17 protein-coding genes are annotated in these 15942 nt (G+C 33.5%); 6 read left to right on the forward strand and 11 right to left on the reverse strand.

What is annotated here, in order from left to right:
- Genes A4F88_RS07855 through A4F88_RS07875 form a run of 5 tightly spaced genes read left to right on the forward strand, consistent with a single transcriptional unit; the run spans position 1 to position 4187 of the window.
- Positions 1-561: a prolyl hydroxylase family protein gene (locus A4F88_RS07855; RefSeq protein ID WP_068842016.1), complete on the forward strand. Its 561-nt coding sequence runs from the start codon at positions 1-3 to the stop codon at positions 559-561.
- Positions 562-563: 2 nt separating this feature from the next.
- The gene (locus A4F88_RS07860; protein ID WP_068842017.1) at positions 564-1295 is read left to right on the forward strand and encodes a metallophosphoesterase family protein; all 732 of its coding nucleotides are present in this window, start codon (positions 564-566) and stop codon (positions 1293-1295) included.
- Positions 1296-1299: 4 nt separating this feature from the next.
- On the forward strand, positions 1300-1752 hold the full coding sequence (locus A4F88_RS07865) for a nucleoside 2-deoxyribosyltransferase domain-containing protein (protein WP_068842331.1): 453 nt from the start codon (positions 1300-1302) through the stop codon (positions 1750-1752).
- A gap of 16 nt (positions 1753-1768) precedes the next feature.
- Positions 1769-2704 (forward strand): ADP-ribosylglycohydrolase family protein, encoded by a 936-nt coding sequence (locus tag A4F88_RS07870; RefSeq protein WP_068842018.1) that lies wholly within the window; start codon positions 1769-1771, stop codon positions 2702-2704.
- 13 nt (positions 2705-2717) lie between these two features.
- On the forward strand, positions 2718-4187 hold the full coding sequence (locus tag A4F88_RS07875) for a nicotinate phosphoribosyltransferase (protein ID WP_068842019.1): 1470 nt from the start codon (positions 2718-2720) through the stop codon (positions 4185-4187).
- Between the two features lie 190 nt (positions 4188-4377).
- Here the strand turns inward: A4F88_RS07875 and nadD are convergent, their stop codons facing one another.
- The 4 genes from nadD to A4F88_RS07895 all read right to left on the reverse strand — a co-directional run bounded on the left by nadD (position 4378) and on the right by A4F88_RS07895 (position 7129).
- On the reverse strand, positions 4378-4959 hold the full coding sequence (nadD, locus tag A4F88_RS07880) for a nicotinate (nicotinamide) nucleotide adenylyltransferase (RefSeq protein ID WP_068842020.1): 582 nt from the start codon (positions 4957-4959) through the stop codon (positions 4378-4380).
- A 109-nt stretch (positions 4960-5068) separates the two neighbouring features.
- Positions 5069-5641, reverse strand: a complete 573-nt coding sequence (gmk, locus tag A4F88_RS07885) for a guanylate kinase (protein WP_068842021.1) — start codon at positions 5639-5641, stop codon at positions 5069-5071.
- Positions 5642-5718: 77 nt separating this feature from the next.
- Positions 5719-6579, reverse strand: coding sequence for a YicC/YloC family endoribonuclease (locus tag A4F88_RS07890; protein WP_068842022.1), 861 nt, complete (start codon positions 6577-6579; stop codon positions 5719-5721).
- A gap of 199 nt (positions 6580-6778) precedes the next feature.
- On the reverse strand, positions 6779-7129 hold the full coding sequence (locus A4F88_RS07895; RefSeq protein WP_068842023.1) for an arsenate reductase family protein: 351 nt from the start codon (positions 7127-7129) through the stop codon (positions 6779-6781).
- A gap of 77 nt (positions 7130-7206) precedes the next feature.
- Between A4F88_RS07895 and A4F88_RS07900 the strand changes: the two genes are divergently transcribed.
- Positions 7207-7662 (forward strand): DinB family protein, encoded by a 456-nt coding sequence (locus A4F88_RS07900; RefSeq protein WP_068842024.1) that lies wholly within the window; start codon positions 7207-7209, stop codon positions 7660-7662.
- 29 nt (positions 7663-7691) lie between these two features.
- Here the strand turns inward: A4F88_RS07900 and A4F88_RS07905 are convergent, their stop codons facing one another.
- The 7 genes from A4F88_RS07905 to A4F88_RS07935 form a co-directional block, all read right to left on the reverse strand.
- Positions 7692-8183, reverse strand: coding sequence for a septal ring lytic transglycosylase RlpA family protein (locus A4F88_RS07905; RefSeq protein WP_068842025.1), 492 nt, complete (start codon positions 8181-8183; stop codon positions 7692-7694).
- Positions 8184-8273: 90 nt separating this feature from the next.
- Positions 8274-8696, reverse strand: a complete 423-nt coding sequence (locus A4F88_RS07910) for a hypothetical protein (RefSeq protein WP_068842026.1) — start codon at positions 8694-8696, stop codon at positions 8274-8276.
- Positions 8697-8801: 105 nt separating this feature from the next.
- Positions 8802-11612 carry a TonB-dependent receptor gene (locus A4F88_RS07915; protein WP_068842027.1) on the reverse strand — a complete coding sequence of 937 codons (2811 nt, stop codon included), beginning with the start codon at positions 11610-11612 and terminating at the stop codon, positions 8802-8804.
- A 321-nt stretch (positions 11613-11933) separates the two neighbouring features.
- Entirely contained in the window at positions 11934-13577 is a 1644-nt protein-coding gene (gene pgi / locus A4F88_RS07920) for a glucose-6-phosphate isomerase (RefSeq protein WP_068842028.1), read from the reverse strand.
- A 113-nt stretch (positions 13578-13690) separates the two neighbouring features.
- Positions 13691-14026 (reverse strand): hypothetical protein, encoded by a 336-nt coding sequence (locus A4F88_RS07925; protein ID WP_068842029.1) that lies wholly within the window; start codon positions 14024-14026, stop codon positions 13691-13693.
- A gap of 41 nt (positions 14027-14067) precedes the next feature.
- Positions 14068-14688, reverse strand: coding sequence for a hypothetical protein (locus tag A4F88_RS07930; RefSeq protein ID WP_068842030.1), 621 nt, complete (start codon positions 14686-14688; stop codon positions 14068-14070).
- Positions 14689-14712: 24 nt separating this feature from the next.
- Positions 14713-15933 (reverse strand): M23 family metallopeptidase, encoded by a 1221-nt coding sequence (locus A4F88_RS07935; protein WP_068842031.1) that lies wholly within the window; start codon positions 15931-15933, stop codon positions 14713-14715.
- Between the last annotated feature and the right edge of the window lie 9 nt (positions 15934-15942).

Below are 15942 nucleotides of genomic sequence, written 5' to 3' on the forward strand. Positions count from 1 at the left end.
ATGCAAAACATTATTAATGAAACAATGGAAATTTATACAATTGAAAATTTCCTTACAGTTGATGAATGTCATGAATTAATACAGAAAAGTGAACAAATTGGCTTTGAAGAAGCAGGAGTAAATATTGATGGAGCACAAAAAATGATTAAAATGGTACGTAATAACGAACGTATCCTGTATCAGAATGAAGAATATGCTTCTTTCTTATGGCAGAAACTACAGCCTTATATTAAGTCTGAAGTAGGAAACAGTACAGCTATAGGATTAAATGAAATGTTCCGATTTTATAAATATAATCCGGGTCAGCGTTTTAAAATGCACCGTGACGGAAGTTATAAACGCAGTGAGTCTGAATTTAGTTATTATACGTTTCTCATTTATCTGAATGAAGAATATGAAGGAGGAGAAACCAAATTTGCTTCGGGTGAAATTATTACTCCAAAAACCGGAACAGCGCTTGTTTTTGAACACAGTCAGCGCCATGAAGGTGCCGCTTTGATTTCGGGAATCAAGTATGTTTTAAGAAGCGATATTATGTATAAGCTTAAAGAGAATATATAAAAATGAAAAGAACCTTAGTTTTTGGTGATATTCACGGCGGATTAAAAGCCTTAATTCAGTTATTAGAAAGAATCGATTATTCAGAAAATGACCGATTTATTTTTCTCGGAGATTATGTAGACGGCTGGAGCGAATCCAAACAATTAATCAATTTCCTTATTGAATTATCCCAAAAACAGGAATGTATTTTTATCAAAGGAAATCATGATGCCTGGTGTCAAGAATGGTTAGAGAATGATGTTATAAACGATGTTTGGTTTTTGCACGGAGGAAAATCAACGATAGAAAGTTATGCCGATATTGCCTTTTCAGAAAAAGAAAAACATCGTCATTTTTTCAATCAAATGAAAGATTATTTTGTAGACGAAAATAACAATTTGTTTATTCATGCCGGTTTTTCATCCATGCATGGTCCTGAAAAAGAACATTACAAAACCAATTATTCGTGGGATAGAACACTTTGGGAAATGGCTTTAACAATGGATAAAAGAATCCAAAAAGATTCTCTTTTGTACCCAAAACGATTATTGCTTTTTAATGAAATTTATATCGGCCACACGCCAACGCTTCATTATAATGTTGAAATTCCAATGCAGGGATGCAATGTGTGGAATATTGATACGGGAGCTGGTTTTTACGGAAAATTGACTTGTTTGGATATTGAAACGAAAGCCTTTTGGCAAAGTGATGTTGTGCAGATCTTTTATCCGAATGAAAAAGGAAGAAATAAATAAAATCATGAAAAGAATTTATAAAGCACCAGAAGAGATTCCTTTACAAATTGATGCCAAAACTATTTTTTTGGCTGGTTCTATAGAAATGGATAAAGCTGTAGATTGGCAAAAACATTGCGAAGAATTGCTGCAGGATAAGTTTATTGTCTTTAATCCAAGAAGAAATGAATGGGACAGCAGCTGGTCGCAAAGCATAGAGAATCCTAATTTTAAAGAACAGGTTAGCTGGGAACTTAATGCATTAGAAAAAGCAGATATTATTATCATGTATTTTGCAGCTAATACAATGTCTCCGATATCGTTACTGGAGTTTGGGCTTTATGCGCAATCTAAAAAGATGAAAGTGGTTGTTGAAGAAGATTTTTGGCGTAAAGGCAATATTGATATTGTCTGCGAAAGATATGAAGTAGAACAGTTTAAAACTTTAGAAGAGTTAATTCAAAATTTGCTTGACTAAAGAAGAGAAAGAAATCATGAAAAGTAAAATAGAATCAGGTTTATTTGGTGTTGCAATTGGAGATGCTTTAGGTGTTCCGGTTGAATTTAAATCCAGAGAAAAATTAAAACAGAATCCGGTTGTAGATATGATGGGTTTTATGTCCTGGAACCAGCCGCCAGGAACATTTAGCGATGATAGTTCATTGGCTTTTTGTACTGCCGAAAGTCTTTGTAAAGGTTACGATATAGAAGATATGGCTCAGACTTTTGTAAAATGGATGCAGGAAGGATATTGGGGAGCGCATAACAAAGTATTTGATATTGGAGGAACAACCAAACATTCTCTGGCAAGAGTTGTAAAAGGAGAATCGGCTAGAAATTCGGGTAATTTTTTTGAAGAAGATAATGGCAATGGTTCTTTAATGCGTATTTTGCCATTAGTTTTTTATCTTCAGAAAGAGAATGATATTGAAGTTATTTATAAAAAGGTAAAAGAAGTTTCATCAATTACACACGCTCATTTTCGTTCAGGGTTTGCCTGTTTTATTTATGTTGTATATTGTTTGGAGATTTTAAAAGATAAAGATAAATTCGAAGCTTATAAAGAAATGCAAAATGTTCTTTCGAAGTTTTTAGAAGATAAAAAATATAATCCTGTCGAAATTCAGTTGTTTGATAAGCTTCTGAAAAATGATATCTGGACATTTCCTGAAAATGAAATTCGGGCATCTGGGTATGTACTGCATAGTTTAGAAGCCAGTTTTTGGTGTTTTTTAAATTCAGATTCTTACGAAGAAACAGTTTTAAAAGCAGTTAACTTAGGCGAAGATACCGATACAACGGGCGCAATTGCCGGAGGATTGGCAGGAATTTATTATGGAATCGAAAATATTCCGGAAAAGTGGATTGACAATTTAGCAAGATCCAATGATATTGAAGATTTAGCATACCGATTATCACAAAAAATATAAATAGAAAAAATATATGAACCCACTATTATTAACCGACGGTTACAAAGTTGACCACAGAAGACAATATCCAGATAATACCACTTTAGTTTATTCTAACTGGACACCTCGTAAATCAAGAATTGAAGGTCTTGATGAGGTTGTGTTTTTCGGATTGCAGTATTTCATCAAAAAATATATCATTCACGATTTTGAAGAGTATTTTTTCAAACAGCCAAAAGAAGAAGTAATTAAGAAATATTCTCGTAGAATCAATAATTATTTAGGCGAAAATCAGGTTGGTACCAAACATATCGAAGATTTACATGATTTAGGATATATTCCGATGGTTTTCAAAGCTTTGCCAGAAGGAGCAAGCGTTCCGTTGCGAGTACCAATGTTTACGATGTACAATACAATTCCAGAGTTTTTCTGGCTTACGAATTATTTCGAAACCTTACTTTCAGCCGTAATCTGGCTTCCTTGTAATTCAGCAACAATTGCAAAAGAATATAGAAAAGTATTGGATAAATATGCAGACCAAACGTCGTCTGTTCCAGAATTTGTAGACTGGCAGGCGCACGATTTCTCCATGAGAGGAATGGGCGGAATCGAAGCGGCACTAACTTCTGCAGCTGGACATTTATTAAGTTTTACAGGATCTGATACGATTCCGGCAATAGATTTCTTCGAAGAATATTATAAAGCCAATTCAGATTCAGAATTAATCGCTGGTTCAGTCGCTGCTACAGAACATTCTGTAATGTGTATGGGAACGACAGAAGGAGAGTATGAAACTTTCAAAAGATTAATCACAGAAGTATATCCAAAAGGAATTGTTTCTATCGTTTCTGATACCTGGGATTTGTGGAAGGTTTTAACAGATTATTTACCAAGATTGAGAGAGGATATTGTTTCAAGAGAAGGAAAAGTGGTGATTCGTCCTGATAGCGGTGATCCGGTTGACATTATCTGCGGAAATCCTGACGGAAAAACAGAACAAGAGAAAAAAGGAGTAATCGAACTACTTTGGGATGTTTTTGGCGGAACAACAAATGCTAAAGGTTTCAAAGAATTGGTTCCTCAAATTGGGGCTATTTACGGTGATAGTATTACTGTAGCAAGAGCAACTCAAATTTGCGAAAGATTAAAAGAAAAAGGATTTGCATCTACCAACGTGGTTTTAGGAATTGGATCTTTTACGTATCAATACAATACCAGAGATACTTTTGGATTTGCGATGAAAGCAACCTACGGAGAAGTAAACGGAGAAGGAAGAGCTATATTCAAAGATCCAATTACAGATGATGGAACTAAAAAATCGGCCAAAGGATTGATGAAAATTGATTTAATCGATGGGAAGTATCATTTAAGTGATAATGTTTCCTGGGAAGAAGAAAAACAAGGCGAATTGAAAGAGATTTTCAGAGATGGAAAGCTTTTAGTGGATCAATCACTGAGTGAGATTAGAACTAGAGTAAAAAGCGACGTGAGTATCGAAGCTTAATTATAAAAACGAAAGCCTGAATGTAAGTTCAGGCTTTTTTGTGATTTGAGTTTTTTGCGTTCTATTTGTCATTCCGACGAAGGAGGAATCTTCGCAAGTAACTCCATACAGTAAATCGCCAATCTTTGTAGAATTTCTAACGAAGATTTCTCCTTCGTCGAAATGACAATATTGGGTGTAATTCTTTATTCTATTTCTTATAAAAATTATTATGATCAATATATTCCCAAACTTTTGGCGGTAATAAAGGATGGATGTTCTTGCCTTCTTTAATACTGTTTCGAATAAAAGTCGAAGAAATCTCTACAATCGGTGCATCAATGACATGAATTTTTGGATGTGATTTTAATTCCACATTTTCGGGTTCGTCCGAAATTCTTGGATACACATAAATATCATGGTTTTCGAGAATTACTTCATAGTTTCTCCATTTATGAAGTGTTTTCAGATTGTCTTCGCCCATAATCAAAGAGAATTCATGATTAGGATATTTTTCCTGTAAATGTGCTAAAGTAATAACCGTATAGTTAGGCTGAGGTAATTTAAACTCAATATCAGAGGGCTTGATTTTCGGATATTCTTCTGTTGCCAGATAAACCATTTGCAAACGATGATGATCGTCTAATAAAGTCGCTTTCTTTTTTAGAGGATTATGAGGCGTAACCACCATCCAAATCTGATCTAAATCTGCAAACTCGGCCATATGATTGGCAATGATCAAATGCCCAACATGAATGGGATTATATGTTCCGAAGTAAAGACCTATTTTCATTTTTTAGAGTTTCACAGAGATTCGCTAAGATACCACAAAGATTCACAAAGTTTTAAAAGCACTTTGTGAATCTTTGCGTTTTTGCTTTGTGAATCTTCGTGTAATAAAATTACTTATTAATGAATTCTTTTACCAATTGATATGCTTCTTCCTTAGCCGTATCTAAATCGTAGTTTTTAATGATAGTATCAAATTGAGGCGCAGTTGCCAGCTCGACAGAAGCTTTTGCAATACGCATGTTGATTTTGTCATCGCTTTCTGTAGAACGTTGTTTTAGTCGGCGTTTTAATTCGTCAACACTTGGTGGTTTTACAAAAACGGCTAAAGTTTGTTCTGGAAATTTGTGTTTAATACGTAATCCTCCGGCAACATCAATATCAAAAATAACATTTTTCCCCATGGCCCAGATTCTTTCAATTTCGGCTTTTAAAGTCCCGTAAAAGTTATCGCGGTACACTTCTTCCCATTCTAAGAATTCTTCGGCTTTAATGTGCTTTTTAAATTGCTCCAGCGAAATGAAATAATAATCTTTTCCGTGTTCTTCTTCTCCGCGTGGGTCGCGAGAAGCTGCCGAGATCGAAAATTCTAAGTTTAAATCTTCTTTCCCTAGTAAATGCTTTACTATAGTTGTTTTTCCTGATCCCGAAGGTGCTGAGAAAACAATTAATTTTCCTTTGTTCATTATATATGCTTTAGGCTTTAGGCAGTACGCCTTAAGCTTTCATTTTGTGTCTATATTTTGCTTATTAATTATAGCGGTTACAATACATTCAAAACCTGTTCCTTGATTTTTTCCAATTCATCTTTCATCATCACAACAAGCTTCTGCATTTGTGCATGATTCGATTTTGAACCCATAGTATTGATTTCACGACCCATTTCCTGAGTAATAAAACCCAATTTACGGCCATTAGCTTCAGTACCTTTTATGGTTTCCAGAAAATAATCTAAATGATTGGTTAAACGAACTTTCTCTTCTGTTATATCCAGTTTTTCTAAATAATAAATCAATTCCTGTTCAAAACGATTTTCATCCACATTAACCTGTAATTCAGAGATTGCAGTTTGCAAACGATCTTTGATAGCCTGAATGCGTTCCGGATCAAGAGCCAAAGCATCATTCATATATTGGCGGATATTTCCAATTCTAAGATTGAATTCTTTTTCAAGAGATTCACCTTCGTCTTTTCTAAAAGTTAAGATATTTTGTAAAGCTTCATCGGTGATAACCTGGATTTGATCCCAATCGTTTTCGTCAATTTCTTCACGTTCCGTTTTTAAAGTATCCGGCATACGAACAGCCATTTTCATTAACTCAGTTTCATCTGCATCAGGATACACTTCTTTTAATTGGGCAATGTAGTTTTTTACGACAGGTACATTTACTTTTGTTGAAGTTTGCTCAGAGGTGCTTTCGATGTAAATCCCGAAATCAATTTTTCCTCTTTCCAGTTTAGTAGAGATCAGTGTTCGTAAACCTAATTCCATTTCGCGATAAAGCGACGGCATTCTTACGTTTAAATCTAAACCTTTACTATTTAAGGATTTTACTTCAACGGTAATTTTTTTTGTAGGCAATTGCAAAGAAGCTTTGCCAAACCCTGTCATAGACTGTATCATATAATTGAGTATAAAGGCGCAAAGATACTAAAAAATTCACAGTGACAGTTTCTAGTTTTTTAGTGCCAAAATTTTAGTTATTTTGGGCGTTCCCTTCGGTCGGGCTATCCGCTCCCAATCTTTTTTTGAGCAGAAAAAGCTCAAAAAAAGGATTTCCGCTTCTATCCCTAACGCAAACCAGAACTCTTTAGAACTTATGTTATTGTTCTAAAGCTTTCATAACTTTCAAAATATTTTGTTGACTGTTGCCAATATAAATCTGGCCATCAATAATAAAAACCGGACGACTTAAAAAAGTATAATGTTCTAAAATGTATTTTTTAAAATCAGCTTCGGTCAAAGATTTGTTTTTTAAATCCATTGACTTGTATAATTGTGCTTTTTTGCTGAATAAAGCTTCGTAACTGCCAGATAACTGATACATTTCTTCCAATTCTGCTTCAGTAATTGGGTTTTGTTTGATATCATGAAAGACAAGGTTGTTTTCAGGTAAACTCTTGATGATTTTTCGACATGTATCGCAAGAAGCTAAGTAGTATATTTTGTTCATTGTTTTTAATTTAAGAGACTACAAAGAAAATTCATTTAAATCTGAAAAATGCCTAATTTTAGAAAAAAAATAAAATTATGAATTCAGTTTTTGAAGTACAGAAAACGATTAGAGAAATTTTTTTAAAGATTTTGGACAATCATTCATTAGAACAACTAAATAAAATTCCACAGGGATTCAGTAATAATCTAATTTGGAATATTGCGCATTGCATTTCGTCTCAACAGGTTTTGATTTATAAATTGTCAGGTTTGCCAACAATGGTTTCTGAAGAGTTTATTGCAAAATACAGAAAAGGAACCAAACCAGAGGGGGATGTTTCTCAAGTTGAGGTTGACGAAATAAGGTCTCTTTTATTGACGACTTTAGAGCAAACAGAAAAAGACTTTACTAATAATATTTTTGTTGATTATAATGAATATACCACCAGTTTAGGTTTTACGCTTAAAAATATAAGCGGAGCGCTGGATTTTAATAATTATCATGAAGGCATTCATACCGGAATTGTAATGAGCATCAGAAAGTTTGTTTAAAAAGTAAATCCCGCAATTGCGGGATTTTTTTATTCTACTATTGTTTCAATGGTGACTTTCATAGCGCCACTTCCTTTGTTTTTAGTGATCTCCATAAAAGCTCTTTTTGACAAATCAAGCTCTCTTGTTTTAACAAACGGGCCACGATCCGTAACTTTTACGATGACAAATTTTCCGTTAGCTTCGTTTGTTACCTTTATTCGGGTTCCAAACGGAAGTTTTTTGTGTGCTGCGGTATAGCTGCTATTGCTAAATCTGCTTCCGTTTGCTGTTCTTTTTCCATTAAAACGGTCAGCATAATAGGAGGCATGTGCATTTTTCTTGTATGGTTTTAATTTTAAACCCTTATCCGTAAAAACAGAATCAGTTGGCAGAGCAATTAAATTTGGTTTAATTGTTTTTACAGTATCCTGAATGATTTTAGGTTCTGTAGCAGGTTTTGTTTGACTTATGATATAAGTATAACAGCTTAAAAAAGTTATAGCAATTGTAGTGAGTATAATATGTTTTTTATTTCTCATGTTTTATTTTCTTTCAGACTTGGGGAGTTTGTACAAATAATATGCCGAGATAAAAAAAGCCCTATTGTTTTAGGGCTTTAATTGGTATTTTTAGAACCATAGGTTCCATGGAATTCTACTAAATATAAGTAGTAATCCTAATCCGTAATAGATAGCAAATGTTTTAAATTTTGCTTCGCTATTAATTAATTTTTTATGTTTAGACCATCCAATAGTAATTAGGGTAATAGCTATTAGATTGATTAGCGGGTGTTCTAATGAAGTTAATCGTAGTTCAGCATTAGACATTTGTCCAAAAGCTGCTTTTCCAAATGGTGATACAAAATACAACAGTATTCCGATTAATAATTGAGTGTGGGTTCCAATTAAGGCAAATAAGGCAATCTTGCGGTCTTTAGCTGTGAAATCTTTTTTAGAAGTAAAGCCAATAATAGCATTTACAACGGCAACCAATAAAAGTAATAAAGCTAAATAAGCCCATCCTGAGTGGAACTTTTGTAAAAAATAGTACATAAATTAGATTTTTTGTTGAAACAAATATAACAAAAAAGGGTATAAAAAAAACGGCATCAGACTAAAAGTCAATGCCGTTTTTGGTATTTATTTAGATTCTAAATATTAGAAATCGTAACGTAATGTGAAGTTCCAAGTTCTACCAAATCCGAAGAATACCTGGTTGCTTGTTGCAACTCCTTTGTAAACTTGTCCAGCTGATTGGTAAGTTGGTCCAGAAGTACCAGAAATGAAATCATCAGCAAAAGTATTTGTTCTAGACTCAGCGATATAAATTCTGTCAAAAACGTTGTTTACGTTTAATCTGAAGTTTACAGATTTGTCTTTGTTTTTACCAGTTAACATTTTGTATGAGAAACCAGCATCCATTAATCCGTAAGAAGGTAATTCTAATGAACCTTTGTTTACAGGGTTTGTAAAGTTATTTGGGCTAATTCCAGCATATAAATGATCGTTGAAGTTATAGTTAGCGTCAACTGTAACTCTTGTAACTACTTCATAAGAAGCTCCCAAAGAAGCAGTCATTTGAGCAGCATCACCTACTTTTACTTTGTCCATGTAAACTGTAGCAGCTGTATATCCAGGAACTGGAGTATTGTCTGCTTGCCAGTATGCATTTACAGTAGCGTTTCCTTTGTATTCCCAGATACCGTAAGAGAACATACCTGTAACTTTTAATCTGTCAGTAATATTTGAATATCCTTCAAATTCAATTCCAGAGTGAACCTCATTTAAACCAACATATTCAGTATAAGTTGAGTTTGCAGGAATAGTTGCTGAAGTTGGAAGAGCATTACCTTTTAAGTATCGGTCATTCCAAGTTGTATTGTAAACGTTTACAGTAGCGTTAAAGAATCTTGAACGGAATCCGTAACCAGCTTCGAAACCAATAATTTTTTCGTTAGTAAGGTTAGGGTTAACAGTAGATCTGTTGTTTGGATATACTGAGTTAAAGAATGGTTGTCTTGAGTAGTAACCAGCATTTACATAAACATTATTCTTTTCGTTAATGTTGTAGTTAGCACCACCTTTTGCATTTCCACCTAAGATGTTTTTGTAAGATGTTGAAGATAATGGATCTGTTGGTAAGTAAACAAAGTCATCTTCTCTTTTAAATCCTTGTTGAGAAATTGCTCCCTGTACAAATGCAGTTAGGTTGTCTTTAGAGTACTCTAATTGAGTAAATGCTCCTAACCATGTAACTTTTCCAGTACTGTTGAAAGAAATTTTTTCGTAGTTTTTCTTGTCAAAAACATTCCACTGAACATCTGTTGGGTAAGTTGATGTAATGTGTCTTGCAGGGTCGCTTTTCTTAGTAGTATCAAAATACTCATCTGCACCTAATAAATCATTTACAACTGTAAAGTGGTATCCTGTATAAGTTCTTCCGTCAAAACCAAAATCTAAAGTTAAAGTATTAGATAATTTTTTGTTAAGGTTGATTACAGCTCCAAACCAGTCATGTGAGTTGATTGAAGAAGTTTGTGAGATTCCTGAAGTTCCTGTGCTTGCACCAGTTGCTGCATTAGAACCTGTTGAGCTAGTATTTTGGTAAACACCACCTACTTTAGCTCTTGTTTGTAATCCTGTAAAACCATTGATGTAAACAGGTTTTCCAGAGTTGTAAGCTGCAATTAAGTCATAGTCAACTAATCCGTCAGCTGTTCTGAAAGCTGTTAAGTCACTGTAAACTTTTCCTCTGATTCCACCAGTTGCACCAGCACCAGCACCACGTCCCATAGAAGCATAAAGAACAGAAGAAAGTTTTGTAGTTTCGTTGATTTTATAATCCCAGTTGAAAGATGCAACAGGTTTATGGTAATAGTTTTTTCTGATGTTGTATTCTTCACCATTTAAATATCCAGCATCTGCATTGTATCTAATGTTTGGTTTATCAAGAGTACCATATTTTTGGTAAGTAGCAATTGTAGAAACTGTAGATCTTTGGTTGTGCCATTGTGGAGCACCAGTTACTGTAAGTTGGAAATCATGTTTTCCACTTTTGTTACCATATCCTAAAGCAACATAATAGTTAGATCCTTCAAATTGAGTTCCGTTGATATATCCATCTCCCATTGTTTGAGATAACAAAACAGAAGCAGAAAGACCGTTGTCTAATTTTCCAGTATTGTATGAACCCTGAATTTTGAAGTTTCTACCATTTCCGAAACCAGAAGAGAAAGATCCGCCTTCTTTTCTGTCAGAAGCTTTAGTAACAATGTTAATTGTTCCTCCAACAGAAGGAGTTGAAAGTTTAGAAGAACCTAAACCTCTTTGAACCTGCATTGCAGAAGTTACATCTGATAAACCAGCCCAGTTACTCCAGTATACAGAACCATTTTCCATATCGTTCACTGGCATACCATTAATCATAACAGCAATGTTGTTTTGGTTGAAACCACGAATATTAATTCTTGAATCTCCAAAACCACCACCAGATTTAGTTACATAAACAGATGGAGTGTTTCTTAAGATCTCCGGAAATTCCTGAGTTCCTAATTTTTCCTGAATTTCAGCAGCTTTAATTGTAGATACTGCTACAGGAGTTTTTCTGTCCTTTGCAATGTCAACGATGCTACTTTTTACAACAATTTCGCTTAATTCGTTAGAATTAGAAGTCAAAACGATTGTCCCTAAATTAGTAGTCCCACCGTTTGAAACTGAAAATTTCAAAGTTAAATTTTCGTAACCTAAAAAAGAAATAACGATTTCTCCTGTACTTGTCGTTGCATTAAGAGTAAATTTACCGTCAAAATCTGTAGAAGTAGCAACAGTAGAACCTTTGATGGCTACGTTTGCTCCAGGTAATGAACCACTACCGTCGGTAATCATACCTGTAATTTTTCCTTGAGAAAATGCGGTTGAAACTATCATGAACAATAGTCCAGTAAGTAACCAATTTTTCATTGTCTTCATTTGTTATTAGTTTATTGTTTTTGGCAAAATTATAACAATTAAATCAGATAGTGTTATCAAAATGTTAAGAAAAATAAGTTTTATATAATCCATTGCGCATTAAAATGATTTTTTCTTTTTTCATTAGATAAAATGATGTTTTTTTGAATTATTGTGGCTATATATTGTTAAAATCGTAAAGATTTAAACTGTCTTGTAGTGCTAAACTTGCAAGAATCAGTGCTTTAAGGTGTTTTTCTGGGTATTTTATACGAAAAAACGCCTTAATTTTTATTAAATTAAGGCGTTTCAGTTAGTTATATTTTGTTTAAAACTATAGTTCTATTTGTTTTTCAAAAAATGATTTAACAAAAATGAAGTCGAGCTGTCGTGATTTTTTACAGTTTTGGTGTTAATTTCATCTAAAATAGAGTTTGCTAACTGTTTTCCAAGTTCAACTCCCCATTGATCAAAGCTAAAAATATTCCAGATTACACCCTGAACAAAAATTTTGTGTTCGTATAAAGCGATCAAAGATCCTAAGCTTTTTGGAGTCAGTTTTTGAATTAAAATGGTGTTGGTTGGTTTATTCCCGGTAAAAACTTTAAAAGGTAACAAGTAAGATGCTTTTTCTGAAGCAAGGCCTTGTTTGTCAAATTCAGTCTGAACCTGAGTTGCTGTTTTTCCGTTTAATAAAGCTTCTGTCTGAGCAAAAAAGTTAGACATTAATTTATCATGGTGATCTTCGTTACCATATAATGGTTTTACAAATCCAATAAAATCTGTTGGAATTAATTTTGTGCCCTGATGAATTAACTGAAAAAAAGCATGTTGAGAATTTGTTCCCGGTTCCCCCCAAATAATAGTTCCGGTTTGGTAGTTAACCGGTTTCCCGTCACGACCAACGCTTTTTCCGTTACTTTCCATCGTTGCCTGTTGTAAATAAGGGGCTAATTTTGACAAATATTGTGTGTATGGAATCAAAGCTTCACTTTCGGCACCAAAGAAATTATTGTACCAAACGCTTAACAAAGCTAAAATTACCGGAATGTTTTCGTCGAATTCAGTAGTTTTAAAGTGCTCGTCCATTTCATTTGCACCAACTAGTAAATCATTGTAATTGTCATAGCCAATTGCCAATGCAATACTTAAGCCAACGGCGCTCCATAAAGAGAATCTTCCGCCAACCCAATCCCACATCGGGAAAACGTTGTCTGGGTTAATTCCGAATTCTGTTACTTTTTGAATGTTAGTTGAAACCGCCACGAAATGTTTTGCAACATCTTCCTGTGAAGCTGATTTTAAAAACCATTCTCTTATCGTTTCAGAATTGGATAAAGTTTCCTGAGTTGTAAAAGTTTTAGAAACAATTAAAAACAATGTTGTCTCAGGATTCAGTTTTTTAATTATCTCATTTACGTGATCCCCGTCAACATTTGAAACAAAATGTGTATTAAGGTGATTTTTGTAAAATTGTAAAGCTTCAACTGCCATAACAGGACCAAGGTCAGAGCCTCCAATACCAATATTTACAATATCAGTAAAAGCTTTTCCTGTAAAACCTTTTCTTTCTCCGGAAATAACTTCGTTTGTAAAGTTTTTGATTTTGTTTTTTACTTCATAAACTTCAGGAATTACATTTTCGCCATCAACTTTAATAACTGCCGATTCCGGAGCACGTAATGCAGTATGTAAAACGGCTCTGTTTTCTGTTTGATTAATAATGTCTCCTCCAAAATATTGAGCAATTGCATCTTTAAGTCCAATTGAATTAGCCAATTCTAATAAAAGAGAAATAGTTTCCTGGCTGATATTGTTTTTAGAATAGTCAACTAAAAAATCATTCCACTGCAGGTTGAATTTTCCAGCACGCGCATTGTCTTGTTGAAATAATTGCTGTATGGTAGTTTCGTGAATTGCGTTATAGTGATTTTGCAGATTTTTCCACGCTTCAGTCCCGGTTGGGTTTGTTGTGTTTAAAGCCATTTGTGTTTTTATTGAAAATTCGTTTTTTAGAAACACAAAAATACTGAAATAACTTTTAAAAGGATAACGGTTTATAATTATATAACAATAAGTTACGAAAACGTTTTATGTGATTATTTTTTTTCAATCTGAGTAGTAATTATGATAGCGCCATCATTTTCTTTCTCATTATATATAATACGACTACTGTTTTGGTTTAAAAAATTTAAACTTGTAATGTTGGATTTTTTGAGAGGTAATAAAATAGTTTCTTGTTTTTTATCATATTTAAAAGGAATTTCATTTATCACGATTAAGGGAGATTTGCCAATTAGATTTTTTTCAAATGTAGTATTGACTAATTCTAAAACATAATATTTGTTTTTCTCTGTATCATTTAAAATAAAAGCTTTTGGATTAGTACATCCGATTAAGAGTATTGATGAGAATACAAATGAAATCTTTTTCATTAATTGAAAGGATTTTGTAACATGTTTTTTAGATCAAAGTTTTACCAGAACTTCCACCACGGTTTTTTGTTTACTTCAATAGTTTTCTTTGCGATATTGATTTCAATTCTTTTTAAGGATTCTGTTTTGATTTTAGAATCATCAAAAAACATTTCGCCATGCTCGTTTATTCCAAGAGGAGATTTTGTTCTGTTTTTCCAGTCCTGAGTTTGTAATTCTTCAATTAAAGCTAAATTAACTTTATCACTGAATTTTTTCCTTGCTTTTTCTGTAATTTCTTCTTCCAGATTTGAAGTTGAATTTTTGAAAAGCGAAATTGAATTATCGGGAATGTTTAAAATAAAAACCTGTGTTTTATTTCCAATTTTCTGAATGTCTAATACTTTAAAGTAAGTAATAGTGTCTAAAAGAAAGTGGCCAATTTTTGCTGAGTCAGGATTGAATTTTGATAAGTCTTTTGGATGTGCGCTGGCAATTAAATATCTTAAGTTGCCGGATAAACCGCCGCCAATAGAAGTCATGTCTGTAAAGCCTTTTTCCTGAATGATCTGCCCAATTTTATAATTTGCAATTAAGTTTTCAGGTATATCAGTATCTCTGTAAAATAGTTTTAAACCTGAAAACGTTTCATTATAAATTGCTTTAAGACGTGCATTTTTCATGTTTTTTCTTTCTGATTGAGAGATTTACAAATTGCCAATACTATCCAGTTCTCTTTTCAAAGGTTCGATTTGTTTCATGAAACGGGTTCTGTCATTTCCTGTCAGAGATTCTCCGGTAGGCAAATTAAGTCGAAGTGCATCTACCTGAACGCCATTTTTCCAGAAACGGTAACAAACATGAGGTCCGGTTGCAAGACCTGTACTTCCTACTAATCCAATCGTTTGTCCTTGTGTAACACGTTGCCCGCGACGAACTAAAATTCGTGACATGTGTAAATATTGGGTAGAGTAGGTGCCGTTGTGTTTTACTTTTACAAAGTTTCCGTTTCCTGCAGTATATCCGGTAGCTTCTACAACTCCAGATGCTGTGGTAGAAATTGGTGTTCCTGTTGGAGCAGCATAATCTGTTCCTTTATGGGCTTTCCAGGTATGTTGAACAGGGTGAAACCTGTTTGCAGTAAATCTTGAGGTAATCCGGCTAAATTTAATTGGTGTTTTCAGGAAAAAGTTTTTAAGTGTTTTTCCCTGATCGTCATAATATTCTACTTTTCCGGAAGTAGTGTCTTTTTCAAACGGAAAAGCGTAAACGATTTTACCTTTATATTCAAAAAATGCCGCTTCAAGATCTTCGACACCGTCATAGGTTTTTCCGTTTATAAAGCGTTCTGTAAAAATTAAGCCGTAACGGTCTCCTTTTTTAAGTTTAAAAAAGTCAATTGACCATGAAAATACTTTTGTGATTCTGCTGGCAAGTGCCGCTTCTACACTTTCGTTTCCTAAAGTTTCAGATAACGAACTTTTTAAAACGCCTCCAATAATTTTGCGTTTCAGTGTAACCGGTTTTATTTTTTTATATGCTTTTGAAATACTATCCCTAAAATCGACTACATAATAGGTAAGTGGATTGGGCTGATAAATAAAAACCTGTAAATTATTTGTTTTATTTTTTGATCGAAGTATAGTGTAGGGTTTGTTGTATCGAATGGTTCGTACATCAAAAGAGTCTTTTATTTGTTCTACGATATCATAGACTTTTTTGTTGCCAATATTTTGTCCCTGAATAATAGAACCAAAAGAATCTCCTTTTTTTATAGTATCATTTACGACATTAAAGTCAGCATAATTAAAACCGAATTCTACTTTTTTGGTTTTAGGTTTGCTAATTTTGTTTTCTACTTTTACTTCTGTTTTATTGCATGAAAATACTGAAAATAAAAGTACTACAAGTACAAATGCTTTTTTCAAACTTTTAAA

This window comes from Flavobacterium chilense, assembly GCF_001602525.1.
In the GTDB taxonomy this organism is placed as follows: domain Bacteria; phylum Bacteroidota; class Bacteroidia; order Flavobacteriales; family Flavobacteriaceae; genus Flavobacterium; species Flavobacterium chilense.